36 protein-coding genes are annotated in these 26368 nt (G+C 64.9%); 5 read left to right on the top strand and 31 right to left on the bottom strand.

Annotated features, from left to right (window positions below; genetic code table 11):
* On the bottom strand, positions 1-488 hold a 488-nt coding region (locus VFW84_RS14315), incomplete at its 3' end, for a hypothetical protein (RefSeq protein ID WP_329681136.1).
* Between the two features lie 105 nt (positions 489-593).
* Here VFW84_RS14315 and VFW84_RS14310 point away from each other — a divergent pair.
* Positions 594-1259: a TetR/AcrR family transcriptional regulator gene (locus VFW84_RS14310; RefSeq protein ID WP_329681135.1), complete on the top strand. Its 666-nt coding sequence runs from the start codon at positions 594-596 to the stop codon at positions 1257-1259.
* On the opposite strand, the gene modC is transcribed toward VFW84_RS14310, so the two are convergent.
* The 15 genes from modC to nifH form a co-directional block, all read right to left on the bottom strand.
* Positions 1234-2325 carry a molybdenum ABC transporter ATP-binding protein gene (gene modC / locus VFW84_RS14305; RefSeq protein WP_329681134.1) on the bottom strand — a complete coding sequence of 364 codons (1092 nt, stop codon included), beginning with the start codon at positions 2323-2325 and terminating at the stop codon, positions 1234-1236. The genes VFW84_RS14310 and modC overlap by 26 nt on opposite strands.
* On the bottom strand, positions 2318-3013 hold the full coding sequence (gene modB / locus VFW84_RS14300) for a molybdate ABC transporter permease subunit (protein ID WP_329681138.1): 696 nt from the start codon (positions 3011-3013) through the stop codon (positions 2318-2320). Before modB ends, modC begins: the two co-directional genes overlap by 8 nt.
* Positions 3013-3780 (bottom strand): molybdate ABC transporter substrate-binding protein, encoded by a 768-nt coding sequence (modA, locus tag VFW84_RS14295; RefSeq protein ID WP_329681133.1) that lies wholly within the window; start codon positions 3778-3780, stop codon positions 3013-3015. Before modA ends, modB begins: the two co-directional genes overlap by 1 nt.
* Positions 3781-3813: 33 nt before the next feature.
* Positions 3814-4119 (bottom strand): ferredoxin III, nif-specific, encoded by a 306-nt coding sequence (gene fdxB / locus VFW84_RS14290; RefSeq protein ID WP_329681132.1) that lies wholly within the window; start codon positions 4117-4119, stop codon positions 3814-3816.
* A gap of 29 nt (positions 4120-4148) precedes the next feature.
* Positions 4149-4343: a CCE_0567 family metalloprotein gene (locus tag VFW84_RS14285; RefSeq protein WP_329681131.1), complete on the bottom strand. Its 195-nt coding sequence runs from the start codon at positions 4341-4343 to the stop codon at positions 4149-4151.
* Positions 4344-4359: 16 nt separating this feature from the next.
* A complete protein-coding gene (locus VFW84_RS14280; RefSeq protein WP_329681130.1) occupies positions 4360-4839 on the bottom strand; it encodes a NifX-associated nitrogen fixation protein in 480 nt (159 codons plus the stop codon).
* Complete coding sequence (gene nifX / locus VFW84_RS14275; protein ID WP_329681129.1) at positions 4832-5251, bottom strand: nitrogen fixation protein NifX; 420 nt, start codon at positions 5249-5251, stop codon at positions 4832-4834. The genes VFW84_RS14280 and nifX overlap by 8 nt, the downstream gene beginning before the upstream one ends.
* The gene (nifN, locus tag VFW84_RS14270) at positions 5248-6681 is read right to left on the bottom strand and encodes a nitrogenase iron-molybdenum cofactor biosynthesis protein NifN (protein WP_329681128.1); all 1434 of its coding nucleotides are present in this window, start codon (positions 6679-6681) and stop codon (positions 5248-5250) included. Before nifN ends, nifX begins: the two co-directional genes overlap by 4 nt.
* Before the next feature lie 9 nt (positions 6682-6690).
* A complete protein-coding gene (nifE, locus tag VFW84_RS14265; RefSeq protein WP_329681127.1) occupies positions 6691-8148 on the bottom strand; it encodes a nitrogenase iron-molybdenum cofactor biosynthesis protein NifE in 1458 nt (485 codons plus the stop codon).
* Between the two features lie 146 nt (positions 8149-8294).
* Positions 8295-9038, bottom strand: coding sequence for a YkgJ family cysteine cluster protein (locus VFW84_RS14260; protein WP_329681126.1), 744 nt, complete (start codon positions 9036-9038; stop codon positions 8295-8297).
* An 18-nt stretch (positions 9039-9056) separates the two neighbouring features.
* On the bottom strand, positions 9057-9566 hold the full coding sequence (locus VFW84_RS14255) for a hypothetical protein (RefSeq protein WP_329681125.1): 510 nt from the start codon (positions 9564-9566) through the stop codon (positions 9057-9059).
* Between the two features lie 20 nt (positions 9567-9586).
* Entirely contained in the window at positions 9587-9901 is a 315-nt protein-coding gene (locus tag VFW84_RS14250) for a hypothetical protein (protein WP_329681124.1), read from the bottom strand.
* Positions 9902-9961: 60 nt separating this feature from the next.
* Complete coding sequence (nifK, locus tag VFW84_RS14245) at positions 9962-11518, bottom strand: nitrogenase molybdenum-iron protein subunit beta (RefSeq protein WP_329681123.1); 1557 nt, start codon at positions 11516-11518, stop codon at positions 9962-9964.
* 35 nt (positions 11519-11553) lie between these two features.
* Positions 11554-13014, bottom strand: a complete 1461-nt coding sequence (gene nifD, locus VFW84_RS14240; protein WP_329681122.1) for a nitrogenase molybdenum-iron protein alpha chain — start codon at positions 13012-13014, stop codon at positions 11554-11556.
* A gap of 63 nt (positions 13015-13077) precedes the next feature.
* On the bottom strand, positions 13078-13959 hold the full coding sequence (gene nifH / locus VFW84_RS14235; protein ID WP_329681121.1) for a nitrogenase iron protein: 882 nt from the start codon (positions 13957-13959) through the stop codon (positions 13078-13080).
* Between the two features lie 468 nt (positions 13960-14427).
* On the opposite strand from nifH, the gene VFW84_RS14230 reads away from it, so the two are divergent.
* Genes VFW84_RS14230 through VFW84_RS14215 form a run of 4 tightly spaced genes read left to right on the top strand, consistent with a single transcriptional unit; the run spans position 14428 to position 17021 of the window.
* On the top strand, positions 14428-15036 hold the full coding sequence (locus VFW84_RS14230; protein WP_329681120.1) for a hypothetical protein: 609 nt from the start codon (positions 14428-14430) through the stop codon (positions 15034-15036).
* An 11-nt stretch (positions 15037-15047) separates the two neighbouring features.
* Positions 15048-15860, top strand: coding sequence for an NAD(+)--dinitrogen-reductase ADP-D-ribosyltransferase (locus VFW84_RS14225; RefSeq protein ID WP_329681119.1), 813 nt, complete (start codon positions 15048-15050; stop codon positions 15858-15860).
* On the top strand, positions 15853-16746 hold the full coding sequence (draG, locus tag VFW84_RS14220; protein WP_329681118.1) for an ADP-ribosyl-[dinitrogen reductase] hydrolase: 894 nt from the start codon (positions 15853-15855) through the stop codon (positions 16744-16746). The genes VFW84_RS14225 and draG overlap by 8 nt, the downstream gene beginning before the upstream one ends.
* A gap of 44 nt (positions 16747-16790) precedes the next feature.
* Positions 16791-17021, top strand: coding sequence for a zinc ribbon domain-containing protein (locus VFW84_RS14215; protein WP_329681117.1), 231 nt, complete (start codon positions 16791-16793; stop codon positions 17019-17021).
* 43 nt (positions 17022-17064) lie between these two features.
* On the opposite strand, the gene VFW84_RS14210 is transcribed toward VFW84_RS14215, so the two are convergent.
* The 15 genes from VFW84_RS14210 to nifB form a co-directional block, all read right to left on the bottom strand.
* On the bottom strand, positions 17065-18627 hold the full coding sequence (locus VFW84_RS14210) for an NAD(P)/FAD-dependent oxidoreductase (protein WP_329681116.1): 1563 nt from the start codon (positions 18625-18627) through the stop codon (positions 17065-17067).
* 31 nt (positions 18628-18658) lie between these two features.
* Complete coding sequence (locus tag VFW84_RS14205; protein WP_329681115.1) at positions 18659-18955, bottom strand: 2Fe-2S iron-sulfur cluster-binding protein; 297 nt, start codon at positions 18953-18955, stop codon at positions 18659-18661.
* Between the two features lie 43 nt (positions 18956-18998).
* Positions 18999-19856, bottom strand: a complete 858-nt coding sequence (locus VFW84_RS14200) for an SIR2 family NAD-dependent protein deacylase (protein WP_414639003.1) — start codon at positions 19854-19856, stop codon at positions 18999-19001.
* A gap of 15 nt (positions 19857-19871) precedes the next feature.
* Entirely contained in the window at positions 19872-21026 is a 1155-nt protein-coding gene (locus tag VFW84_RS14195; protein WP_329681114.1) for a DegT/DnrJ/EryC1/StrS family aminotransferase, read from the bottom strand.
* A gap of 4 nt (positions 21027-21030) precedes the next feature.
* Positions 21031-21291 (bottom strand): hypothetical protein, encoded by a 261-nt coding sequence (locus tag VFW84_RS14190; RefSeq protein ID WP_329681113.1) that lies wholly within the window; start codon positions 21289-21291, stop codon positions 21031-21033.
* A gap of 11 nt (positions 21292-21302) precedes the next feature.
* Positions 21303-21521, bottom strand: a complete 219-nt coding sequence (gene nifT, locus VFW84_RS14185; RefSeq protein WP_329681112.1) for a putative nitrogen fixation protein NifT — start codon at positions 21519-21521, stop codon at positions 21303-21305.
* Positions 21518-22717 (bottom strand): cysteine desulfurase family protein, encoded by a 1200-nt coding sequence (locus VFW84_RS14180; protein ID WP_329681111.1) that lies wholly within the window; start codon positions 22715-22717, stop codon positions 21518-21520. Before VFW84_RS14180 ends, nifT begins: the two co-directional genes overlap by 4 nt.
* Positions 22714-23064, bottom strand: coding sequence for a hypothetical protein (locus tag VFW84_RS14175; RefSeq protein ID WP_329681110.1), 351 nt, complete (start codon positions 23062-23064; stop codon positions 22714-22716). The genes VFW84_RS14180 and VFW84_RS14175 overlap by 4 nt, the downstream gene beginning before the upstream one ends.
* Positions 23061-23369 carry a nitrogen fixation protein NifZ gene (locus tag VFW84_RS14170; RefSeq protein ID WP_329681109.1) on the bottom strand — a complete coding sequence of 103 codons (309 nt, stop codon included), beginning with the start codon at positions 23367-23369 and terminating at the stop codon, positions 23061-23063. The genes VFW84_RS14175 and VFW84_RS14170 overlap by 4 nt, the downstream gene beginning before the upstream one ends.
* A 10-nt stretch (positions 23370-23379) precedes the next feature.
* Positions 23380-23715 carry a nitrogen fixation protein NifZ gene (locus VFW84_RS14165; protein WP_329681108.1) on the bottom strand — a complete coding sequence of 112 codons (336 nt, stop codon included), beginning with the start codon at positions 23713-23715 and terminating at the stop codon, positions 23380-23382.
* A complete protein-coding gene (locus VFW84_RS14160; RefSeq protein WP_329681107.1) occupies positions 23708-24487 on the bottom strand; it encodes a 4Fe4S-binding leucine-rich repeat protein in 780 nt (259 codons plus the stop codon). Before VFW84_RS14160 ends, VFW84_RS14165 begins: the two co-directional genes overlap by 8 nt.
* On the bottom strand, positions 24484-24627 hold the full coding sequence (locus VFW84_RS14155; RefSeq protein ID WP_329681106.1) for a hypothetical protein: 144 nt from the start codon (positions 24625-24627) through the stop codon (positions 24484-24486). Before VFW84_RS14155 ends, VFW84_RS14160 begins: the two co-directional genes overlap by 4 nt.
* Before the next feature lie 52 nt (positions 24628-24679).
* The gene (locus VFW84_RS14150; protein ID WP_329681105.1) at positions 24680-25084 is read right to left on the bottom strand and encodes a HesB/IscA family protein; all 405 of its coding nucleotides are present in this window, start codon (positions 25082-25084) and stop codon (positions 24680-24682) included.
* A gap of 14 nt (positions 25085-25098) precedes the next feature.
* Positions 25099-25293 (bottom strand): 4Fe-4S binding protein, encoded by a 195-nt coding sequence (locus tag VFW84_RS14145; protein WP_329681104.1) that lies wholly within the window; start codon positions 25291-25293, stop codon positions 25099-25101.
* A 37-nt stretch (positions 25294-25330) separates the two neighbouring features.
* On the bottom strand, positions 25331-26368 hold a 1038-nt coding region (gene nifB, locus VFW84_RS14140; RefSeq protein ID WP_329681103.1), incomplete at its 5' end, for a nitrogenase cofactor biosynthesis protein NifB.

The following is a 26368-nucleotide window of genomic DNA, read 5'->3' as shown; positions in this document are numbered from 1 at the left end:
CGCAAACCCATGGCCAGCAAGAGCAATCCCACCGGCAGGGCGTAGATCAGATCGACGGGCACCCGCTTGCCATAGGCCACCAGAAAACTCAGCCACAGGTAGTGGCTGCCCCAGGTGTGCAAGCGCGACCACCAGATCGGGCCCAGCCAGCGGGCCGTGCGGTCAAAGGAGGTCACCCCCATGGACCACAGCAGTGCGTAAGCCAGGCCGCCACTGATGAGGTTGCCCAGAGGCGCCAGGGTCTTGAACAAGGCAGGGGCCTCCAGCGCCAGGGCGGCGATGCCCAGGGCATGGAGGGTGTGGGACACCACCAGCGACCAGCCCCACTGGCGCCGGTACCTGCGCAGCCACTGGCTGACCACGCCGGGCCAGCGGACCCAGAGGGCCTGGGCGGTGTAGGCCATCAGAAAGAACAGCAGCGAGGTGCGTGCCGTGACCCGGATGAGCTGGCGTATCGGCTCCACATCGGGGTTGATCAGCAGATCCATGAGGTTCGCGCTCCTTGATTGAATGGAGGCGCATGGTAGTGGCCACTGTCTCAAGAGCTCAAGCAAAATACACAGTGCTTACATTGAGTGCCACCCCGCCTGACCATGAAGACCGCGACGCGCCCTTATCACCATGGCCATCTCCGGCAGGCCCTCATCGACATGGCCGTGACGGTGGCCGAAGAAACCGGCAAGGACCTCATCAGCGTGCGCGAGGTGGCGCGCCGGCTGGGGGTGTCCTCCGGGGCGCCGTTCCGCCACTTTCCTGACCGTGCATCGCTGATGACCGCCGTGGCCGAAGAGGCCACACTGCGCCTGCGCATCCATGTGGAAGGCGCCTTGCGCAAGGCCCCGGCGGCCCCGCTGGAGCGACTCAAGACCCTGGGCCACGCCTTCATCCGGTGGGCACTGCAGCATCCCACGCAGTTCCGGCTGGTCTCTTCGCGGCGCCTGTTCGACTTCGACAGCTCACCCAGCCTGCAGTTGCACTTCTCGTCGGTCAGAGACACCACGCTGGCCCTGGTCGATCAGGCCGTGCGCCAGGGCACGCTGCCCGCGGGGTGCGTGAACGAGCTGGCCCTGGCCTTGCGAGCGCTGGCCTATGGCCTGGCCCGCATGCAGGTGGACGGGCAACTGCCGCAGTGGCAGGTGCCGATGGCCCAGGCCGAGCAGCACTTGTGCCGCGCACTGGACCGCATCGTCGATGGTCTGGCCCAACCGCCGGAGCGCACGCCGGTCGCACGCATCAGCGCATCAAGGCCACGCCCTTGATCTGCGCAAAGAGCGCTTGCCCCACCCGCAACTGCAGGGCATCACGCGAGCGCCGCGTGATGCGTGCCAGCAGCACGGCCCCGGGCTCGCTGGCCCCCGGCAAGGCGGTCAGGCGCAACTGCAGGGTCACCGTGTCCGGCCCATCCTCGCGCACCCCTTCGATCTGCGCGGGCAGGATGTTGCTGATGCTGCTGTCACCCGCCTGCGTGAGCGTCACGCTCACATCGCGGGCCAGCACACGGGCACGCACCCGCTGACCGAGGGGCACAGCACACTGGCCCACCCACAGGGACTGACCGCCGATGTCGAGCCGGCTCAGGCCATAGGCCGGATCGTGTTCTGCCACCCGGCCTTCCAGGAGAGCGCCTGCCTCGTCAATGCGGCTCAGCGACAGGTCCAATCGCGCCATCAAGGTCGAGGCAGGGCCGTGGGCCACCACGCGGCCGGCTGACAGCAGCACCAGGTGATCGGCCAGACGGGCGGCCTCATCCGGGGCGTGGGTCACGTAGACCATGGGCACCCCAGTCTCGTGGTTGAGCCGCTCCAGATAAGGCAGGATCTCGCTCTTGAGTTGTGCATCCAGTGCCGACAGGGGCTCATCCATCAGCAACAGGCGTGGGCTGGTCAGCAGGGCACGTGCGATGGCCACACGCTGGCGCTCACCGCCCGACAGGCCTTGTGGCTGACGCGCCAGCAAAGGGCCGATGCCCAGCAGGTTCACGGCCTCGTCCAGCGTCACGCGACGCTCACTCATGGGCACCCGCTTCATGCCGAAGTCCAGATTGCCTCGCACGGTGAGGTGCGGGAACAAGCTGGCCTCCTGGAACACATAGCCGATGGGGCGCCGATGGGCGGGCACGAAACGGCGCTCGTCCTGCCAGACCTCTCCGTGCACACGGACATGCCCCCGGGCCTTCTCCAAGCCCGCCAGGGCCCGCAGGATGGTGGTCTTGCCGCAACCAGAGGGCCCGAACAGCACGCTCACCCCCTGCCCTGGCAAACGCAAGGACACGTCCAGCTCGAAGGTCGATCGGGTCAGGCGCAGATCGGCCGTCACCTCATTCATGACCGGCCCCTCGCGCCCGCACCACACGTGCGTTCAGCAGGTACAGCAGGAACATCACACCAAAGCCAAACGCCACCATGCCACCGGCCAGCAGGTGGGCGCGGTCCATCTCCATGGCCTCGACATGCCCGTACAAGGCCACCGACAGCACCCGCGTGGCGCCAGGAATGTTGCCGCCGATCATGAGCACCACACCGAACTCGCCCACCGTATGGGCAAAGCCCAGCACGCTGGCGGTCAGGAAGCCCGGCCGAGCCAGGGGCAACACCACCGTGAGAAAGCGATCCCAGGGGCCGGCACGCAAGGTGGCGGCCACCTCCAGCGGTCGCGGCCCGATCGCCTCGAAGGCCTGCTGCAGTGGCTGAACGACGAAAGGGAAGGAGTGCAGCACCGAGCCCACCACCAGCCCCCAGAAGGTGAAAGGCAGCAAGCCCCAGCCCAGCGCCTGCGTGAACTGCCCGACCAGCCCCTGCGGCCCCATCAACATCAGCAGGTAAAAGCCGATCACCGTGGGCGGCAACACCAGGGGCAGGGCCACCACCGCGGCCACCGGCCCCTTCAGGCGTGAGCGGGTGCGGGCCAGCCACCATGCCATGGGTGTGCCCAGGATCAGCAGCAGCACGGTGCTGAGTGCCGCCAGTTGGGCGGTCAGGCTCAAAGCCTGCAGATCATCGGCCTGCAACCACATCACAGATCGTAGCCATAGGACTGGATCACCGCCCGGGCCTTGTCGCCCTTGAGGTAGTTCAGGAGGGCACGGGCGGGGGCGTGGTGTTCACCACGCGTCAGCAAGGCGGCATCCTGCAAGATGGGCGTGTAACAGCGGGCCGGCACCATCCACCAGGATCCGGTGCGGGGTCGATCGGGCACCGCCACCTGTGACAGCGCCAGCAAGCCCAGCTCGGCATTGCCGGTGCTCACGAACTGCCAAGCCTGCGCGATGTTGTCCCCCATGACCAGCCGCTCGGACAGACGCTCGTACACGCCCAGGCATTGGAGCGCTTGCACGGCAGCGGCGCCGTAGGGGGCCAGCTTGGGATGGGCCAGGGCCAGGCGTTTGAACGCCCCCTTGTGCAGCACCTCCCCCTGAGGGTCGACCAGCCCCGCCTGAGCGCTCCAGAGCACCAGCTTGCCCTTGGCATACGTGAAACGTTGCCCCTTGACCGCCAAGCCCTCGGACTCCAGCTGGCGTGGGGTCTCGTCATCGGCGGCCAGCAGCACGTCGAAAGGCGCGCCTGCGCGGATCTGGGTGTGGAACTTGCCCGTCGATCCGATGATGGCCTGCGCCTGGTGCCCCGTGTCCGCCTCGAAGCCCGCCGCGATCTTCTGGAAGGGCGCGGCGAAGTTGGCGGCCACCGCCACCTGGACGACCCCGGCGTGGGCCGACCCGCCCCAGACCCCCAGCCAGAAGGCCAGCGGCACGCTCAGACGCAGGAGGGACGAAATCAGGCGCATGGTCCAAGGATATAACGGGAACGCCCCCGTTCGTCACACCGTCATCGGCGCGTGCGTGTAGCACTTCTTGGGACAGATCTTGGCGCAGGCCGTACAACCGATGCACAAGGCCTGATGCGCAATGGTCATGACCTTCTTTTCGTACTCTTCGTCCTCATCGTCCTCGGAGTCAATGTGCACGCGTTCGCCCTCGTCATTGAGGCCGACCAGTTCCAGCACGCCGCGCGGGCAGACCTTGAAACAACGACCGCAGCCGATGCAGGTGTTCTCGTTGATGGTCTGAACGAACTTGGGCTCCCAGGTCTCCCCACTGGGCAGGGTCACGAAAAAATGGCTCATGGGGGTGCTCTCCCTTCCTCGGTGGTGGCTCAGGCGCCTGCCGCCGCAGCCGCCTTGCGGGCAGCCATGAGAGCGGCGTGGGCGTCATGACAGCGTTGCGCCACCTCCAGGATCTTCTCCCAGCCGGTCGGCAGTTCTTCAGAGAGGTCATGCAGGTCCATCTTGGCCTGCGTGGCCTTGGCGTTCAGCTTCTTCAGCTGGGTCTTGAGTTCATCGGCGTCCATGCGTCGCTCCTGCGGATCAGGTGCCGTAATTGGCCACGTCGGGGTACTGGCGCACCATGGCAATGCCATCGCTCAGGAACTTGCCGCCCTGCTCGGCCAGCTTGGCCAGGGATGCAAAACCAAAGCGGTGCACATCGCGCAACTGCTTGTTGACCACCACCAGGCGGCCTGCCAGCAGCACGATGCGGCCAAAGCCCTCGTGGCTCATCTTCATCATGGGGGTCACCATGTTGCCGGTCTCCCGCTCGATGGCCACGCCCACGGCGTTGTAGAACAACTCCATGCGCCAGAGAATCTCGGGGTCCGGATCGCCAATGATGGGCAGCTCACGGCGTTGCTCGGCCGTGAGGATGTAGGGGTTCAGCAGGTCGCGATCCGACTTGCCCTCCCAGGTGCCATGGGTGTCCTGGGCGCGCAGCACCTTGATGAGCTCACGCACAAAGGGGGTCTGCAGCAACTGCTCGTCGGTGGGGGCGTCCACGGTGGCTTCAACCATGATTGACCTCGTCTTCCTCTTCAAAGTGGGGGATGGCCGCGCCCGGGTCCTTCAACAAGGCCTTGCGCAACCAGGGAGGGGGGGTGCCCTTGAGCACGGCCTGCAGCTTTTCCAGGATGTCCAGGATGGGCTCGGGCTGGGGCACCTTGATCGGGTGGATCTTCACCGCCACCACACGGGCAGCGGCCGATCCCCCGATGGCGGCGACATAGAGAATGGCGCAGTCCTTGATGGCCTCGAGCTTGGGGGCCAGCTTGTCTTCGTCCCCGTCCTCCTCGAGCTTGCCGCCGAACTCGAAGTTCTCGACAAAGTGGTAGCCCGTGGGGCTGACGTCATAGACGGCGATGTTCTTGGCCCAGCCAAAATGCGCGTCCACGCATTGTTTGTCCTGGGTGCTGAAGGCGACTTTCATGGGGCAACTCCATCGGTGGATGCGGGTTCTCTGACAGGCCAGGGCAAGGGCACGGCGGCAGGCTGTGCGACGCGCTGGGCGGCTTCGGGCAGAGGCCAGTGATCGGGCCCGGCATGGGGCAGGTGCTCCAGCACCAGGTTGGCCACCTCGAAGATGAATTGACGCGTGCCTCGGTAGCCCACCATCACCCGGTGGGCATTGCCGATGCGGTCAAAGATGGGAAAGCCCAGGCGCAACAAAGGCTTGCCCAGGCGCTCGGCGGCCTGTCGGCCATGCGAGTGGGTGATCAGCAGGTCGGCGCCCTGTGCTGCGGCTTCCAGGTCCTCCAGATCACCGATGAGCACCTGATCGACGGGCAACTGCGCCAGCACGGGCGACTGCGTGGTGGTGACACAGCTCACCAACTCGGCCCCCATCTCGTGGAGCAAGGATCCCGCGGCATGCAGCAGATCGGGTTCGGCGCCGATGGCCACCTTGAGCTTGCCTGTGTAGAAGTGGCCATCGAGCATGGCGTCCAGCAACTGGCTGCGCTGGTGGCGGTACTTCTCTGGAACCGGGCGGCCGCTGAGCTGGGAGAGCGTGCTCAGCAGCCGATCGTTGCAAGCCAGTCCGGTGAGGCGATCAAAGAGGTGCAGGGGCACACCGGTGCGCTCGCTCAAGGTGGCACCGGCGGCTCGCATCTGCTCACCGATGGCCAGGGTGGCGATGGAGCGCCCCATGCCCCGGATGGCCTCCACGGTGGTGCCGCCCAGTGTGGTGCCGCGCCAGTCGGGCGGGATGTGCCCATCCAGCGAGCCCGAGACATCGGGCAGCACCACCGCGCGCAGGCCAAACGCCGCGATGATCTCCTTGAGCTCCTCGATGTCGCCCGGGGTCAGGTGGCCGCCCGGCAGCAGGTTGATCTGGTCCTCGACACGCTCGACTGGGCAGAAGCCATCATCGCTGCTCACCGGCTCGACCAGGGCCTGGATGATGCCCGTCACGGCGCGACCAAAACCATCCTCGAAGGCGCCCACATAGTCGGGGGTCGACACATACACCAGGGCCGTGTCGTCCAGGCTGGGCTGACGCTGGCGCACCAAGGCCAGATAGCCGTCCACGTCGTCGCCCTTGGTCTCGGTCAATCCGGTGGAGCAGATGGCGATCAGGCGAGGCTTGGCGCGCTGGCGGATGTTGAGCAGGGCCTTCTCGATGTTCTCGTAGCCCCCCAGGATGGTGGTGACCTCGTTCATGGCCGTGGTCTGCAGCGGAATGGCCTCCTTGAAGTGCCGCACCAGCAGCACCAGACCGAAGGAGGTGCAGCCTTGCGAGCCATGCATGACGGGCATGCAACTGTCCAGGCCCATGAAGGCATAGGCCGCCCCCAGGGGCTGACTCATCTTCAACGGGTTGACCGTGCAGGCCTTCTTGGATTCGACAACGTGGGCCATGGGATCCCCTCAGGCGTGGGCTGTGCTGGCAGCCATGGTGTCGGGCCGCACCAAGGGCTCGGCTGCCAGCATGCCGGCATCCACCTCATCCCATGGCGCGGGAATGCGCACCTGCTGCCATACCGGGTTGTGCAGGGCCTTGTCGATTTCGTCGACCAGCTCGACCATGCCTTCATAACCCGCGTAGGCGTGATGTCGCTCCTGGTTGATGTCCAGCCAGGGCATGCGGGCCTTGAGGGCGATGAACTGTGACCGCCCTCCCGACAGCATGATGTCGGCCCGTGCATCGCGCAGCATGTCGTACATCTGGCGCGGCGTCATGTCATCGATCATGTGGGCGTCATCCCCCATGATCTCCTTGATCTTATCCTTGTCCTCCTTGGTGGACTTCTTGACGCTGGTGCCCACGATCTCCATGCCCACCTCCTGAAGGGCGGAGACCACCGACCAGGACTTCACCCCCCCGGTGATCAGCAACACGCGTTTGCCCTGAAGGCGCTCCCTGTAGGTGCTCAAGCGCTGCCAGGCGCGGGCCTCCTCGACCTCGATGAGGCGCTCGGTGCGATCGATCAGATCGGCCCCGGCACCCCGCTGCACCAGCAGGCGTGCGATCTGTCGCAGGGTGTCGCTCATGTCGCCAATGCCATAGAAGGAGCCCTCGAAGTAGGGGATGTCCCACTTCTGCTGCATGCGCGTGGCGATGTTGATCATCGACTTGGAGCACACCATCATGTTGACCCGGGCGCGGTGGCTGCTGGCCACCTCGTGGTAGCGGCCGTCGCCCGAGATGCACGACAGGATGCGCACGCCCAGGGCATCGAGCAGCGGCTTGATCTGCCAGAGCTCGCCCGAGAGGTTGTACTCGCCAATGATGTTGATGTCGTAGGGCGTGGTGAACTCGGGCTCCTCGGTGCCGATGACATGGTCCAGAATGGACTCGCCTCCGAGCTTGTTGCCCAGGTTCTTGGGCCCCGCAAAGCCCGGGCTGTTGACGGGAATGACGGGCTTGCCGAACTTCTCGGCGGCCCGCTTGCACACCGCCTCGATGTCATCGCCGATCAGGGCTGTGACGCAGGTCTGGTAGACAAAGACGGCCGGTGGGTCGTACTTCTCGATGATCTCTCGGATGGACTTGAAGAGGCGCTTTTCGCCACCATAGATCACGTCCAGCTCGCTGATGTCGGTGGTGAAGCCCGTGCGGTAGAGCTGCGAGCCCGACGAGGCGCTGTGGCGGTTGTCCCAGGAGTTGCCCTCGCAGGCAATGGGGCCGTGAACCAGGTGGGCCACATCCACGATGGGCTGCAACGCGATCTTGGCGCCATCGAAGGCGCAACCACCCGCAGCAGCCCCGGGCGAGAGCTGCTTGGTGCAGCCTTTCTTGCGCTCTTTCTCGCTCTTGCCCTGGTTCTTGTCGCAGCCCGGTTCATCAAAGACCTCGGCAATCTTCTGTTTGAGCGATGCAGACATGGGCAACTCCTTGAGGAACTGCTGCTGTCTTTGCACAATTGGTGCCAGGGCAGGTTTGCCTGGGAAGACCTCGATCGAGGCCCTTCAGAACACTGCGCCACGCGACAAACTCGACAGGCCTTGTCGCGAAGCTGCCAATGCCCCCTTCAGGCCAGAGCCCGGATGCGATCGAAGGTGTGGGCCATCTCGGCCGGATCGACCTCGTGAACCTGGGCAGGGTGCAGAACATCCTCGCCGCTCAGCCAGCGCTGCTCCAGAGACGCATCTCGCAAGGCCATCGTGAGGGCCTGGTTGAGCTCGTAGCTGCCCCAAGTCAGTTGCGCATCGCGCAGGGCCGACTGCAGCGCGTTCTGCACCACACTGCGCACACGCATGTGGGGTTCGGAGTAGGGAATTGCATCGACCCGACCCGACGCGGCCTGCGCGCAGACTCGGCGGTCATACGAGGCCAGGCCCCGGCAGGCCAACGGACGCACCGGGTAGATCACGCACACGCCTTGCGCCACGAAGGGGCAAGGCTGACGAGCCGCCACCCGCCCGCTTTCGCTCAACCCCTGCGTGCGGGCATCCACATCAGCCACCCGAGCAGGCAAGTCAATGCCCCGAGCCATCAAGGCCGGGTGCACTGCGCGAATGAAACGCGCCAGCATCAGCATCTCGGGCGCGGTCGCCGTCACGCGCAAGGTACAACAGGTGGCACAGCCCTTGTGGCAATCCAGATCAGGCAAGCCCTCGCATTGCAACTGAACGTTGTCCTCAAAGCTGTGCCAGGCGATCTGCAGGATCGCATCGAGCACCTTGGGCTGTGCGCGCCAGTGGCTCAAGGCCTGCCCGTAATGCCCATGCAGTTCCCTGAAAAAGGCCAGCGATGACAGGCTGGTGTCGCTCATGTCCTGTGCCGAAAGGGCTCAGTTCTCTGCCAGCACGTCCAGGGACAGCAGTTGCTCGCGCAGCGCATGCAGCGCCCGCCATTGGCCTTCCCCGCTGAAAAATGGATCCTGCCCCTCGATGGCCAACACCGCCTGGGGCTCGCTCCAGTAGATGCGCAGGTCCTTGAGCGGCCCCCCCGTGGGCGCTGGCGCCACGCGCGCATTCAAGGCGGCCTCGCAGGCCGCTTCAATGCGAACGCCCTCGGGTTGATAGCAGCCACGCTCAAGCAGATAGTCCGCGCGGTACAGCGGTGTGTCCAGGCCATAGGCGTCGGCCAGTCGGCACATGCCGGGCACCGTATCGCGCGCCTGCTCGGACCCCGGCACCTCACCGACCAGCGCAAACAGCTCGCGTGCGGTCGCCGTGTCATAGATCTCCCATGCCGACAGGGCATCGCCCACCACCACCTTGCTGAGCAGATCCTCCCCATCGAAGGCAAACCAGGCATGGGCCTCACCGACATGCGGCACTTCAACGACAAAGATCATGTGGCACTCCTGGAGTGGGATCACTCAACGCCTTCGAACTGCGCCTTGGCCCACACCGCCTTGCGAAAGCGATCGGCGATGGCCACGGGATCGGTGGAAAAGACCCGCTTGGCGGCGTCCATGGCCCCCTGCGCAATGGCCGCCTCATCGTGGCGCAAAGGAATGCGGCCGGCCATGTGCGTGGCCCCCGGCACGGCCTGGGCAATCGCCTGGCGATTGGGATGCTCGATCAGCGGGATGAGGGTGTCTGTCTCACGCTGCCCCCCCAGGCACAGCCAGCCATCGATGACTTCAACCTGGCGGCCATCCTGCGTGGTCTTGACGTAGGTGTTCATGATCAGAACCTCACGATGCTGCGATGCCGAGCGCCGCAACGCGGCGCTCGGGGGGCTCCATCAACGAATGATGTCGTAGGAGTAGTCCGTCTTGCCCGGCACGATGGTGTTGGCGTCCAGCGCCTCAAAGTACTCATCGAGCAGGTTGAGCAACACGCGCTGCGCACCTTCATAGCCCCAGGTCGGCAGACGGTGGTAGTGGTGACGATCGAAGATCGGGAACACCATGCGGATCAGCGGCGTGCCAGTATCGCGCTCCAGGTACTTGCCGTAGGTGTTGCCGATCAGGAAGTCCACCGGCTGCGTGTGCAGCAAGGAGCGCATGTGCCACAGGTCCCGCTTGGGGTAGGCCTTGCAGTCCTTGCCATAGGGCGAGGCATCAAAGAGGGCCTGCAGGCGATTGGCCCACTCCTCGGTGCCGTTGGTGGCCAGCACATGGATGGGCTCGGCGCCCAGTTCCAGCAGGAACTGCGCGGTACCGATCATCTGGTCCGGATCACCATACAGGGCGTAGCGCTTGCCGTGCAGGTGGGCCTGGCTGTCGGCCATGGCGTCCACCAGCAGACCGCGCTCCTTCTCCAGCTCGGCCGGCACGGGCTTGCCGGTGAGCCGGGAGATGGCCATCAGGAAGGCATCGGTGCCTGCCACGCCGATCGGGCTGTTGAGCACCACGACTTCCTGGCCTTTGTCCCTGAGGTACTTGATGGTCTTCTCGCAGCAGAACTCCTGGAAGACGATCGTGGCCTTGGCGTTCAGCGCGCCTTCGACCTGTTCCTTGGTGGTGCCGCCGTCATACATGCGGAACTCGCCATCGGTCGGGGTGGCCCAGACTTCCGAGGGATCACAGATGATCGTGTAGTCAGCGCCAAAGAGATTGAAGATGCGCTTGATCTCCTTCATGTTGCCGACGACAAAGCCGTCGAAGCCGCCGATGAAGTTGATCGACTCGTTGGGCACGCGGGTCAGGGCCGGCGCGGTGCCGGACTTGCCGTCCCAGAAGTGCTGCAACACCCCCAGCAGCGCATTGTCATAGCCCGTGATGTGGCTGCCCACGAAGGCTGGGGTGTGCGCAAAAGGCACATCGAACTCGGCAGGCACACTGCCCTTTTCCTTGGCCGTCTTGATGAAGGCGTTCAGGTCGTCCCCGATCACCTCGGCCATGCACGTGGTCGACACGGCGATCATGTCGGGCTTGTACAGGTTGTAGGTGTTGGCCAGGCCGTCGATCATGTTGTTGAGCCCCCCGAACACGGCGGCATCCTCGGTCATCGACGAGGACACGCAGGACGTGGGCTCCTTGAAGTGACGCGAGAAGTGCGAGCGGTAGTAGGCCACGCAGCCCTGCGAGCCATGCACGAAGGACAAGGTCTTGGCAAAGCCATTGGCGGCAAACACGGCGCCCAGGGGCTGGCAGGCCTTGGCGGGGTTCACGACCAGGGAGTCACGGGCGAAGTTTTTCTCCTTGTACTCCTCGGTCTTGGTCCATTCGATGACCTGCTTGATCTTGTCGTCCGGGTGGTTGAACTCGAAGGCCTTCTTGCCCTCGAGCATGGTCTGGTATTCCGGCTCACGGAAGAGAAACTCGTGGTCCAGGATCTTGTCGGCGTTTTGAGGCATGGTGCTCTCCTTCAAACTAAAGTCGGGGTGTCCGCTCAGGCGATCTGCTTCCAGGGGGCCTTGGTCAGGCCCCAGATGGGGCTGCTGATGGCCATGTCCATGTCGCGGGCAAAGATCGCAAAGCCGTCATAGCCGTGATACGGGCCGGAGTAGTCCCAGCTGTGCATCTGACGGAAGGGCACGCCCATCTTCTGGAAGACGTACTTTTCCTTGATGCCCGAGCCGATCAGATCCGGCTTGACCTTCTCGACGAACTGCTCGAATTCGTAGCCGGTCACGTCGTCATAGATCAGCGTGCCGTCCTTGATGTAGTGCGTGGTGCGCTGGTAGTCGTCGTTGTGACCAAACTCGTAGCCGGTGCCGACCACGTTCATGCCCAGGTCCTCGTAGGCGCCGATCACATGGCGCGGACGCAAACCGCCGATGAACAGCATGACCGTCTTGCCTTCCAGACGGGGGCGGTACTTGTCGATGACCGCCTGCATCAAGGGCTTGTACTTGGCGATGACTTCTTCGGCCTTGGCCTTGATGCTGTCGTCAAAGTAGCTGGCGATCTCGCGCAGCGACTTCTCGATCATGGTGGGGCCAAAGAAGTTGTACTCGACCCAGGGCACGGCGTACTTTTCTTCCATGTAGCGGCTGATGTAGTTCATCGAGCGGTAGCAGTGCAGCACATTGAGCTTGGCGCGGGGCGTGTTCTCCAGCTCGGCAATGGTGCCGTCACCCGACCACTGGGCGATGACGCGCAGGCCCATCTCTTCGAGCAGGATGCGGCTGGACCAGGCGTCGCCGCCGATGTTGTAGTCGCCGATGATGGCCACGTCGTACGGCGTGGACACGAACTCGTGCTCCTTCTTGGTCTTGCCTTCGAACACCCAGTCGCGGATCGCATCGTTGGCAATGTGGTGTCCCAGGGACTGCGACACACCGCGGAAGCCTTCGCAGCGCACCGGCACGATGGTGTGGTTGTTGTGTTCCTTGGACTTCTTCTTGGACACGGCTTCGATGTCGTCGCCGATCAGGCCGATCGGGCACTCGGACTGCACCGAGATGCCCTTGTTGAGGGGGAAGAGTTCCTGGATCTCGTCCACGATCTTTTCCAGCTTCTTGTCACCGCCGAACACGATGTCCTTTTCCTGAAAGTCCGACGTGAACTGCATCGTGACGAAGGTGTCCACACCCGTCATGCCGATGTAGTAGTTGCGACGGGCCGCCCAGGAGTACTGACCGCAGCCCACGGGGCCGTGGGAGATGTGGATCATGTCCTTGATCGGTCCCCACACCACGCCCTTGGAGCCGGCATACGCACAACCACGGATGGTCATCACACCCGGCAGCGACTTGATGTTGGACTTCACGCCACAGTCGGGTTTGCCTTCTTCGTAGCTGCCAAGGTGCTTGGCGCGACGCTTGGCCATCTTCTCTGGATAGGCCTTCAGGACTTCATCAATCAAGGCCTTGTTGGTGGCCTTACGCTCTTCAACGGTCATGCTCATGGTGGACTCCGTTAGTGTGTACAGGGGGGGCGAGGAAGGAGGCCCCGCGGCCCCCTTCCTCTCTTACGCGGCGAGTTCGGCAGCGGTCTTGCCGACTTGCGACTCGTCGACGGTCTTCATGATCCCGTGCTCCATCAGCAGGTCTTCCAGCTGGTCCATCGTGATGGGGGTGGGGATGGTGCCGTTGCCGGCGTTGCCATGGACCTTGGTGGCCAGGGTGCGGTATTCCTGGGCCTGCTTGGAGTCGGGGGCGTACTCCAGCACGGTCATGCGGCGCAGTTCGGCGTGCTGCACGATGTTGTCGCGAGGCACGAAGTGGATCAGCCTGGAGCCCAGCATCTTGGCCAGGGACTCGGCCAGCTCCAGTTCCTTGTCGGTCTGACGCTCGTTGCAGACCAGGCCGCCCAGACGCACACCACCGGAGTTGGCGTACTTCAGGATGCCCTTGGAGATGTTGTTGGCGGCGTACATGGCCATCATCTCGCCGGACATGACGATGTAGATCTCCTGAGCCTTGTTCTCGCGGATGGGCATGGCAAAGCCACCGCACACCACGTCGCCCAGCACGTCGTAGGACACATAGTCCACGCCGTCGTACGCGCCGTTTTCTTCCAGGAAGTTGATCGAGGTGATCACGCCACGGCCGGCACAACCCACGCCAGGCTCAGGGCCACCGGACTCCACGCAACGGATGTCGCGGTAGCCGACCTTCATGACGTCTTCCAGCTCGAGGTCCTCCACCGAACCGGCTTCGGCCGCCAGGGACAGGATGGTGTCCTGGGCCTTGGCGTGCAGGATCAGACGGGTCGAGTCGGCCTTGGGGTCGCAGCCGACGATGAGGATCTTCTGACCCATTTCTGCCAGAGCAGCCAGGGTGTTTTGCGAGGTGGTGGACTTGCCGATGCCACCCTTGCCGTAGAAGGCGATCTGTCTCAAAGAAGCCATTGCAGTTCTCCAAAAAAGCTGAGGTAAAAGAAGCAGGTTGCGTAGCCGCGACCCCGATGTGCCTTTGGTGCCGTTATCGGTCTTCTGTATCGCCACACACTGGCCAGACAAAGGTCTGCGCAAGCCCTCTACCGCAACTGGCGTGCCAAGTCGCAGCCACGACTTCAAGCTGTTGATTTGCTTGGGTAAATCAGGTTTGAGAGGCTGCCGACCTGCGCCATTGGGCATTGTTTGAAAGCCGACAAAAGGCCCCAAGGCCGTCGCTAATGACACAGCCCCGCGAGGCAACGCGACAACGCCGACAGACGTGCGTCGAACACCCATGCGATTCAGTCGACATAGAGCGCGCGCCGCCTTGGCCGGGAGGCCTTAGCCGAGCGATCCACGCTGGTATGTGCCTTGCTGTGAAGGTGCACACGCACGAGTTCCTCGTCTTCTTTCTCTGTTGATGCAACCCAAGGACACACCATGAGCACCACCCTCGAACTCTCGCCCATCGAGCAGACCGCCCTGGGGCCCCTCGACGCCCAGAAGCGCCTGCAGAACCCGGTGCTCAAGGCACCGACCCACAAGCCCGGCCGCTTTGGCTTCCGCGGCGAGCTGGCCCTGCGCTTTTCTGCGCAGATGGCCGATGAAGCCCGGCCGCCAGAGCTGACCTGCGATCAGTTCATGGCCATCGCCCAGTTAGGTGAGAAGACCCTTCCCTTCTTTGCGGGCTATCTGTTGTCCTTCGAGCACCTCAAGGATGTGGCCGAGACCCTGGGCGACGCGCTGAGCGCCGGCGGCAAGTACTTCCTGTTTTGCAACAACATCGACCTGAGCAAGAAGTACCAGGTGCCCTACAAGGGCGCGATGTTCTATGTCCTGCCCATCGACGAGGGCACGGTCTACAACGAGCTGCTCGAGCTGCTCTACCTGGAGAAGAACGATCTCAAGAAGCTGGACACGGCCGCCAAACTCGACGTGATCGCCGACACGGCCTTGAAGTTCGATGTGACCTTCGACACCCTCACCTACGCCGAAGGGCTGGAGATCATGGGCCCGGTGCGTAACCCCAACGAGAACCGGCCCGTGTGATCCCTGCGCCCATGCACGAGTGGCTGCTGCCATGCACGGCCACCAACCTGGTGGGGCTCCCACCGGGGCTGCTGGGATCCGTGGACTTCAATGACCATCCGGTCAGGCTGCGCATCCACGGCACGCGGGAGTCGGCACGGGGCCTGTTCAGCGTGCTGGACACCGTGGCCAGTCTGGATGAGGCCAGCGAGGTCTTCAAGCATTTCATGACCTTGAGCTTTGGCTTGACACCCGATCACCAGGCACGCCAGCGCAGCGAGCGCCTGCGCTGGAAGAGCAGCTACCTCAAGGTGCTGGAGGGCTGGGGCTTCGATGCCAATGGCCCGCAAGCCTCGGTGCTCAAGGGGTGGGTTGAGAGCCGCTTCGGACTCGTTCCCACCTACCACCGAGGTCTGCTGGATCGCTTCCCCTCAGAAGCCTGGATGCACTACATCGAAGACAAGTTCAGCAGCCGGTATCACAACAACAACATCGACCAGCAGCTCGACTTGCTGTTCGAGTTCTGTCAGTGGTGTGCGCGGAGGTTTGGCCTGCCCGCACGCACCCGGATCAAGGTCTGGCGGGGCATCAACAAGCTGCACGAGCACCGCCTCCTGCAAGGGAGCCTGCGCGAGCGCCATGGCGTGCTGCTGCTCAACAACCTGAACTCCTTCTCGCTCTCGCGTGAACGGGCCGAGACCTTCGGCGACTGGATCCTGGAGACCGAGGTGCCCGTCCAGAAGCTTGTGTTCTTTCCCGGTCTGCTCGGCCGCTCCTTGCTGGCCGGCGAGGGGGAGATCATTGCGTTGGGTGGTGCCTATCGCGTGAGCGCGCACTATGCCTGACACGACGCTGCATGACCGGGCGCTGGGCGCCTATCTGGGTCTGGCGGTGGGTGATGCCCTGGGTGCCACGGTCGAGTTCATGACCCCGCGCGAGATCGCCCTGCGCTACGGCGTTCATCGTCAGATCGTGGGGGGCGGCTGGCTGAAGCTGCCTGCCGGCGAGGTCACCGATGACACCACCATGTCCCTGGCCCTGGGTCAGGCCATCGTGCAGCAGCCACGGTGGTCGCTTCACGCCGTGGCTCAGGCCTGGGTGACGTGGTTGCTGGGCGGCCCCGTGGACTGCGGCAACACCTGTCGGCGTGGCATCCGTCGCTTCATGCGCGATGGCAGTCTGGCAGGGCCCCTGGCCGATGGCGATGCGGGCAACGGCGCGTTGATGCGGCATCTTCCGGTGGTGCTGGCCACCTGGCGTGATGAGCAGGCCTTCGAGCGCTGGGCGATCGAGCAGGCTCACGTGACCCACCACCACCCGCTGTCGGACGCCGCCATCTTGTCGCTGGGACACATGGTGCGTGATTGGCTGATCGATCCAGACACCGCCGATGCACGCATGCGCTCCCGGGCCCAGGCCCTGGTGGACACCCATCCGGTCTTCCGATTCGATCCGTATCCGGGGCGGGCCAGTGGCTATGTGGTGGACACCGTGCAGACCGTGCTGCACCATGTGCTCGCGTACGAGGACTTCGAGGCCTGCCTGGTGGCCGTGGTCAATCAGGGCGAGGACGCCGACACCACCGGCGCACTGGCCGGCATGCTGGCGGGCGCACGCGGCGGCTGGCAGGCCATTCCCGAGCGCTGGCGGCGTGCCCTGCGACCCCAGGTCAGGCACGCCATCGAACAGCAGGTGAATGAGCTGCTGCGCTGGGCATCGATCTTGCGGTGAATGGACGTCAACGCCACGGATGTCGCAAACACGACAGCACTGCCATGCCCCTGTACGACTACGAATGCCCGGCCTGCCATCACCACTTCGAGTTGCTGGTGCGCTCCAGCACCACGCCACGCTGTCCGCAGTGTGGCTCTGAAGAGTTGATCAAATGCGTGACCGCACCCTCTCCTCCCGGCAAGAGCGCGGCCATCATCAAGGCCAACCGCCAGCGTGCGGCCGCCGAAGGTCACTTCAGCAACTACAGTGCGGCCGAACGCAGCAAGATGTAAGTCACCGGCACCTCAGGGCAGCGACACGCGCCGTCTGGGGTGATCAAGCCGCCTGCCGTCGGCGAGCCTGCAGAAGGTCGTGAACGGACCAGGCAAACTCCCGCCATGCGGCCGCCAGATCCGCCGTGATGGCCTGCAGATAGGGCCCCGAGGGCCGATGTTCTTCCGGAAAATTGGACAAGGCGCACGAGCGTGCATTGAAGTCGAGCGCCTCGTCGACCAGCGTCTTGCTGAAGCCTGTGAAGGCGTTCAGCAACGCCTGAACCTGGGCACGGTGTGCCGGCTCATCGGCTGACGCGGCCATGCCATGGTCCTGTGCGGCCAGTTGAGACAAGGCCTGCGTGTAGACCTGCTCGACCGCATGCAGCAAGGCTCTCTGGGTCAACTGATCGCCCTCCTGACGGGACAGCAGACGTGTCAGGTGCTGGCGATACAGTCCGATCGCATCACCCCGTCGCACAGCCACCCAGTCGTGAAAGAGCTGGGTGGCGCCCGGGCCTTGTCTCGGTGCCAGGGCCCCGTGCACCGGACGCAGCAGATCGGCCAGGCGGGCCGCACTGTCCAGCGCTCCTTCCATGTGTCCGGCCCCGTGACGCGCCGTCTCGCTGCCCCCGAAATACAGTCGGCCAGCCCAGTGGGGGCGCCTGAGCACGGGGTCGCACAGACCGGGATGGACGCCGGCATCCTCACGATCCTGATCGCTGCAGGTCCAGCGCTCGCAGGCCCAGTCCATCCATTCCTGATCATCGCTCTGAGCAGCCATGCCAAAGAGCTGGGCCAGTTGGCTGCTGACGAGCAGGCTCATGCCTCGGCTGAACTGTCGACGCTGCGTCGGCTCCAGTGCCACGAACCCTGCCAGGGCCGCCCCACTCACATCGCTGGCATCCCAGACCTCACGCAATAGGGCCTGGTGATGCCCCACGAAGGCCGTGCCCGAACACCCGTTGTCGTGCCACACCGGCCGATCGAAACGGGCCACGGCCTTGGCCTCGCGCGCCATCCAGGTGGGGGTGGCCCGCAGGGCCGTCATGGTCTCATCGGGCAGCGGAGGGTCGAAGCGAAGGTGCTGCGCCACAAGCCGGGGCGGCATGGCCAGCACCACGTGCCGCGCCCTCACCGCCAGCGGCGCCTCGGACCCTTCGCTGCTCGCGCAGCGGACGAGCAGGTGATCTGGATGGTCGACCACCGCCTCGACGGGACACCCCAGCCGGACGGCGCCGGCCGGCAACAGACCCAGCAGGGCCTGCGCCAAGCGCTCCATGCCTCCGGACACCCGCCGCGCCCCCTGGTGGACATGCTTCAGATCGGCGTCTTCCGGCCCGCGCTGTGGGTCACTCAGATGCAAGACCCGACCCTCGTCGGGCTGCTCGAAGCGGTGCAATCCCAGCGTCTCGATGAGCGCTGCGATGTGCGGCTCGCTCTCTGGCCAGTGCCAGGTCGCCCCCATGTCGACGGATGCGCCATGGGTCGGTGCGTGCCGGGTCAGCATCCGTCCACCCACACGCTCCCGGGCTTCGAGCACCCGCACGCTCAGGCCCATCGCATGAAGGCGATGGGCCAGCGCCAGGCCGGTCAGGCCCGCGCCCACAATCGCAACGTCGATCATGACGGGGCTCCCCCGCTCAGTGCCGGCGAGCTCAGACGAAGCTGAGCAACTCGACGGTCACGGGCTCCTCACCCAGCACCGCCTGGCAGGCCAGACGGGATTTGGAACTCACGCCCACCATCGTGTCGAGCTTCTCGTTTTCGGCGCGCTGGATCTTGGACAAGCTCTTGCGCCCCTCCTGGACATAGACGTGGCAGGCACCGCACTGGCCCTTGCCCTCGCATTTGCTCATGATGCTGGCGCCAGCGGCCTTGATGGCCTGGAACAGGGTGGAGCCGGCCACAGCCTCGAAGGTGATGCCGGCGGGCAGGATGGTCAGGGTGCTCATGTGCGTTTCCTTGGATACAGTGGTTGAAAGATGGCCTTGGCGCTCACGCCCCACGCAGCAGGGACGCCACCTCGGCAAGAGAACAATCGATGCGGGTGACCTGGTTTTCTTCAAGAAAGCGAGCCTCCATGCGTGTGGGCTCTTCGGGCATCACCGCCCAGTGGCGCTCACTGGAGCGCTTCATGATCTGGCGTGCGAAGCTGCGCGTCAGTTGGTCATTGAAGCGGCAGCCCAGGAACAGGAAGCTCCTGCCCGTGCGCAGTTGCTGGACTTCAGCGGGGATGGGGGTCTGGATGTCGATCTCGGTGAGCACTTCGACATAGTCGGAATCGGACACCAGATAGTTGCCCGCCGGCCCATGGCCACCGATGGGTCGATAGACCAGCGAGGTCCAGGCGGGTGAGCAAGCATCGGCCAGGGACCCATCAGCGTTGTAGAAGGCCGTCCAGGTGCCGAAATGCTCAGACTGGGACAAGCCCTGCACCTGACCCCAATCGGCCATGCCGCGCACCTCCTTGAAGGCCTGGGTCAAGGTGTCGTCATACCAGCTCTCGACGATCAGGGGTGGCGCCATCTCGGCCAGCCAGCGATGGAACTCGCTGGGCGTGGGCACCTGGGCAAAAGCCTCGTTCATCAGCCCGACCACCGACTTGCGGTGCTTGAAGTTCTCGATGAACTGCGCGGCCTGCGTCAGCCGGTTGCGGATCTTGTGCGGCACCGTGGCCTTGGCCACCAGCAAGGCCACCAGGGCTTCCGGTGTGGCCGGCACCGGCACCTGGGGGATCAGAGAGAGCATGCCCGGACCCAGATAGGGCACGGCACGTCGGGCTTGCAGTGCCTCTTTCACGGCGGGGAGCCACACCTCGGTGGACGTGCGTGCGGGGGCTTGCGTCAAGGTCATGTCGAACTCCAGCGTTCAAAGGTAGATGGCCGCTCCGGCGCCGACATTGATCGAGGCGTCCTTGAGCGTCTTGACGATGTACTTGACCTCGTCCTGGTCGATGTGGGTGTGAAATGGCAGCACCAGCGAGCGGTCACCGATGCGCTCGGTGTTGGGCAACTGGCCTCGCTGGTAGCCCATCTGCTGGTAGTGAAACTGCTGGTGCAGCGGCACGCAGTACACGGCACATTCCAGGTTGTTGGCGTCCATGTCCTCGATGATCTGGTTGCGCGCGCTGCCGGTGAAGCGCTTGCCCAGGTGGACCTTGTAGAGCATCCAGTGGACCTCGTCGATGTGCTCGGCCAGATAGGGCGGCTTGATGCCCTCGAAGCTCTGCATCTCGGTGTGGTACCAGGACTCGACCCGCTTGCGCTTGTGCAGGATCTCGTCGATGCGATCGAGCTGGGCCAGCCCCACCGCGGCATCGAGCTCACTCATGCTGGCCTGCCAGGGCACCCGGCTGCCGATCGACACCGAACTGCGGTCACGGATGCGGCGCTCGCGCAGATACGCCATCTCGCTGGCCAGGGCGCTGTCATGGGTGACGACCATGCCACCCTGCCCGCTGCACAGCGCCGAAGGCTGCGAGAAATCGAAGATGGCGACATCTCCGAAGGAGCCCACCAACTGGCCCTGATAGCGTGACCCCACGGCCTCGGTGCTGTCCTCGATCAGCCGCAGGCCATGCGCGTCGGCCAGGTGACGCAAGGCAGCCCAGTCCGCAGGATGACCGTTGACGTTGGTGCCCAGGATGGCGCGGGTGTATGGCGTGATCTTCTCGGCCGCCTTGGCCGGGTCGATGCACCCCGACCAGTAGTCGATGTCGCACAGCACGGGCTTGGCCCCCACCAGGGTGATGGCATGGGCGATCTGATGCCAGGCATAGCCCGTGGTGATGACCTCGTCCCCCGCGCCGATGCCCATGGCCTGCAGGGCCAGGCAGGCACCCAGGGTGCCACTGGCCACCCCCACGGCATGCGGGCGCCTGAGCCAGTGAGCGAAGGCACGTTCGAAGTCTTCGACCACCGGACCTGCGGACAGCTGGGCGCTTCTCAGCGTCAGAATGACCCCTTCGAGCTCCACCGGCGTGATGTCCGGGTCGGACAATGCCATCCAGTCGTCGTCTTGCATGATGTCACCCTTGTGTGAGAACCAGGGCCGAGGCCCGCGTCAGCTCCGGCGTCACCGACCAGCAGTGCCCGTCGGTGGACATGAGGTAGAGCGCCCGCTGCTCCATGCGACGCGCCGGTGTCTCCCCCCGCATGTCGAAGGCATCAAGTACGAGGGCGTGCAGGGGCGCCAGGCGCTCGCGGATCTGCGCTGCCGCGCCACGCAGGGACTCGGCGGCCCCCACGATCCGTGCGGCTTCTTCCAGTTGCTCTGGGGTGATGGCCATGGTGCCCTCCTTCAGTCATCGCCCTGGGAGGTCCGGCGAGCCTCCACGGTGATGGGCAAGGTGGTGCCGTCGGCCATCTCGGGCAGCGCCAGCTCCCAGCCATTGGCCAGGGTCACAGAGCCCCCCCACATGCCGGGACGCTCCATGGACACGATGGGCTCTTCCAGGTCCTTCTTGGGAACATAGGCGGACAGCACGCCCTTGGCGTCCTTGCGGATCATGACCTTCATGCGAATACTCCTGTGGGGGAAACGGTCGGCGCGGAGAGCCCGGCGGGCGCCTCCATGAGGGGGGCCAGGGCCTGAGGCAGCCCGTGCAACACGTACTGCACCTGCTCGTGCGTGGTGGCCGGCGAGAGGGACAGGCGGATGGCGCACAGCGCCTCGGCCCGCGGCACGCCCATGGCACGCAGCACCGCCGAAGGCTCTTGCCCGGAGGAGGAGCAGGCGGCGCCAGACGATGCCATCACGCCCAACTGCTCCAGGCGCTGAAGGACCACATCGGCATGCAGCATGCCAAAGCGCAGATAGCTGGTGTTGGGCAGGCGCGGCTGACCGATGCCGTACACCACAGTGCCGGGCAGGCGCGCCATCAGGCCCTGCTCCAGTTGATCCCGCAAGGCGCCCACGCGCGTGGCCCGCTGCATCCAGGCATCGACCGGCAAGGTGTGGGACTGCGCCGCCGCCGCCATCCCCAGGATGCCCGGCAGGTTCTCCGTGCCCCCTCGGCGTCCGCGCTCCTGGGAGCCCTGGAACAGCGCGGGCCAGTTCAGGCCCTGTCGCACGATCAAGGCCCCGACCCCTTTAGGGCCACCGAACTTGTGGGCGGACACCGAGACCAGATCCGCGCCGCAGCGACCAAAGTCGAAAGGCAGCTTACCCACCTGCTGCGTGGCATCGACATGCAGCAGGGCGCCCTGGGCGTGCGCCAGGCGGGCCATTTCACCGATCGGCATGAGCACGCCGGTTTCATTGTTGGCGGCCATGACCGACACCAAGGACACCTCATCGGTGATCAGTTCGGCCGCATGCCGGACATCCAGCCCCCCCTCGGGTGTCAGGCCAATCCACCCCAGGACCACACCCGCCCGCGCCTCCAGGCTGTCGGCGAGCTTGCGCACACCGGCATGCTCGCCAGCGCTGAGCACCAACCGGTGCCGACCATTGAAGCCCACCGCGCCTCGCAAGGCCATGTGATTGGCCTCGGTTGCCCCGCTGGTGAACACGACCTCGGCCGGCTTGCAGTTCAGAAAGCGCGCCACATGGCCCCGCGCCTGTGCCAGCACCTGCCTGGAGGACTGGCCCATCGCATGGCTCGACGAGGCATTGGCCCAGTGCTCGCTCAGGCCACTCATCACCGCCTCGACCACCTCGGGCAAAGGCGGCGTCGTGGCATTGCTGTCCAGGTAGACGCTGTCGGTGCTCATGGCCAGAAGGTCCTTCCCGCATCGGCGCACAGGGCTTGGAGCAAAGGCTGCAGACGGGGGTGCTCGGCATGCAGCACCCATTCCCCTCGGTGGTGATCGCAGGCGTAGATCGCCCAGCCCCCATCGGCCGTGCGCTGCAGCCAGGCGATCGAAATCTCGCCCCCCGTGGGGTCGACATTGCGCGAGCAGCAGGGGCTGGTGACCAGCCAGCCATCCTTGACGAGCTGAACGCGGGGCTGCACATAGCGATAGCGCTCGCGTTGGCGCAGCGCACGCTCGATGCGCCAGCGGGTCAGGTCATGCACGCTGCCGGCTGACGGCGGCACGCGGTGAGCCAGTGCATTCATGGTGTGGCCTGTTCCAGCGGCAGGACCGCCTGACCACGTGCCTCCTGCGCCAGGTGTGCCAGCTCATGCACCAGCAGGATTTCCTCTTCCAGGCAGCCCACCACCAGGCCATCGAAATCCACCATGTAGACCGGCTGGTTGGATTCCTGGTGATGCCCGACCTGCACGACCTCCCCTTCGCTGCCCATCTCGACCAGCACGGCATCGACAGGACAGTCCGGGTAGGAGCCGTCGTTGATCATGTCCGCCAGCGCCACCACGCGCTGGCCCCAGTCATACAGAGGTTCACGAGGTTCGATCATCATGGAGGGCTCCTTAGCGCAGAGATTGAAGTTCACTCGCCCGTTCACCCAGCTGCTGCAGGATGTCTTCGGGCAGGTTGTCCAGGGTCATCAGCTCCTTGGCACGCATGCCCACGCGGTAGCCGTGATCCGTGAACTCGACGGCGTAGATGTAGAACTGCTGCAGGAAGGTGCCGATGGACACCACATAGCCCACATCACCCTTCCTGACCAGGACCTCGCCGATGTCCTTGCCGTTGAAGGTGCCGTCATTGCGGATCACCGTGCGGCTGACCACGCGCTCGCCAAAGGTGAAGCGCGGAGGGAAGGCCACTTCGATGACATCGTCATCGCGATTGATATCAGCCATGGCGGGGCTCCTTGAGAGGGTCGGCGGGCATCAGGCGCTGACGCGCCACGCATCGGATCTCGTCATCGGGATCCTTGAGCATCACCACCAGCACGTCACGGAGGGCACGTTGAGCCACCTCCCAGCGCACCAGCAGATCGGCGTCGGACACCAGATGCCCCAGCAGGCCCTGGGGCAGACGCTGTGCCACCACACGGCGGACCTCGGGCGCAGGGTCATCGACCAGGCGCAGCAGGGCAGGCATGTCCAGCCGACTGGCCACTTCCTGGCGCACCTCGCTCTCGGGGTCTGCCGCCAGCAGGGGCAGCAAGGCCACGGGCAGGCGCCGCGCCACGATCTGGCGCACGTAGTAGTCCTCGTCGTGCAGCATGCTGGGCAGTTCAGCCACATCCAGGCGCTGCGCCACGCGGATGCGCACCTCGCGATGAGGATCCTCTCGCAGCCGCCGGAGCATGCGTTGCGGCAGGCGCAAGGCCAGATGCAGACGCACGGTCTCATCGGGGTCGTCGATCAGGTCCGGCAGGCGAAAGACATCGGCATGCCGAACCGCGATGGCCCGCACCTCGAAGTAGGGATGTTGAAGCAACTCATTGCCCAATGACGGATTCCATCGCAGGAATCGGTCGATGCGGCGCGCATACCGGTCTTGCACGCAGGCGCGCCCGATCTCGCAGCGCCCCTCGGCACGCAAGGCCTCGTAAGGGCAATGCTCGCAATCGATCGCCTGGCCTCTCCAGTCCATCGGCAGGATGTCGTCGGCGGTGCTCATCATGGAGCGCTCCAACCGCGCGCCTGCGAAGGGCGCTCTTCATCGTCCGACTCATCCCGACCACGCCACACACCTGCCTCGGCGATCAGCGCCTGGACTTCGGGGGCCAGCCCTCCGCCCAGCACCGCGGCGTCGAAGTCCATGTCAGACGCAGGAGAGGTGGACGCACAGAGCATGGGCAACCCCGATCGCCACTCAGTTCACCGTCCGCGGCATGGCGGACTTGATCGAGCCGATCTCGATCTTGGCCACCGCCGGCGCACTGGCACTGCTGCCCTCGCTGCTGCTGCAGCCGCATGCACCCGCGTTGGGGTTGAAGAAGGTCAGGCCCGATTGCGTGGGTGTGTCGGCAAAGTCCACCGTGACACCATCGAGCATCAGGCGGCTTTCGGCCGGCAGGAAGAGGGTCAGGCCGTTGAGGTCCATCGCTTCGTCGCCCGCCAGGGGGCTGGCCTCGACGGTGAACTCGGAGTTGTAGCCCGAGCACCCGCCAGGGCTCACGGTGAGGCGGAATCCGGCGGTGGCCGGCAGGCCCGAGAACTTGACCATGCGTTTCATGAAACGCTCGGCAGCCTGGGTGACCTTCATGGTGGGCAGCATGGTGAGGATCTCCTTCAGGCGTTGACGATGCAGCCGTCGACGGGGCACACCGCCAGGCACTGGGGCGAGTCGAACTGCCCTTCACACTCCGTGCACTTGGCCGGATCGATGATGAAGGTGCCACCCTTTTCACGGATGGCGACATTGGGGCACTCGGGCTCGCACGCGGAGCAGCCGGTGCAGGTGGAGGCGATGATCTTCAAGGCCATGATGGTTCTCCTTCAGGTCGTCAGTGGGGGATGGGTTTCAAGCGGCTGCTTCGGTGGTGTCGGCGGTGTAGGCACCCTGGCGGATCGAGGCATCGCCCCGTGCCTGGTGGCTGATCTCGCCACGCGCCACACGGTCGCAGTAGCCGGCAAACCAGCTCAAGGCCGCCTTCTCGATGAACTCGTGGGCATAGGCGTCCACGGGTTCGATGCCCGCCGCCTGGAGCTCATCGCGGGGGCAAGCCCCGATCTTGGCCACCAGCACCGCATGGCAGTCGTTGATGGCGCGCACGATGGAGGGCAGTTGTTCGTCCTCCCCGTAGCCGCCCTGGCAATAGAGGTCCACACGGCGGTGCCCCACGAACAGGGCCTGTGCGGCGGACACCTCGAAGATCTGGAACTCGGTGGCATGACCAAAGTGCAGGTTGACGCGGCCATGGCCTTCCGTGGCCACCGCCACCAGCACCTTCATGTCGGGATCCACACCGGCCACCTGGGCCTGGGCGCTGAGCAGGGCCTCCTGCTTGGCGGCGTGCTGGGCCTGGCGTTCGGTCTCGACCTGATCCTGGTAGCTCTTGCGCTTGTCCAGGTCATAGACGATCTCCATCTCTTCGATCTTGTCGAGCGTGAACTCCTCGCTGCGGTCCTCACCCAACAGGCCCACCGCATCGGCACGGCACTGGCGGCAGTGACGCATCAGGTTGGCGCCGCCCATGCAGGCGTCCTGAACGGCCTTGAGCTCCTGTGCGGTGGGGCCACGCTGGCCCGCGAGGCCGAACACGGTGCCGTGCTCGGGCTCGGAGATCAGCGGCATGATGTTGTGCAGGAAGGCACCGCGCTTCTTGACCTCGCGGTTGACCTCGATGAGGTGCTCGTCGTTGATGCCTGGGATCAGCACCGAGTTGATCTTGGTGAGCACGCCACGCGCGGTCAGCATCTCCAGGCCCAGCATCTGGCGTTCATGCAGAATTTTTGCGGCCTCATAACCGGTCACGCGCTTGTGATCCCAGAAGATCCAGGGGTAGATCTTCTCGCCCACGGCCGGGTCCACCATGTTGATGGTGATGGTGACGTGGTC

The sequence above is a fragment of the Aquabacterium sp. genome (assembly GCF_036279655.1).
Taxonomy (GTDB): Bacteria; Pseudomonadota; Gammaproteobacteria; order Burkholderiales; family Burkholderiaceae_C; genus Aquabacterium.
The sequence above is the reverse complement of the archived record's forward strand: the minus strand, read 5'-3'. Positions and strand labels throughout refer to the sequence as shown.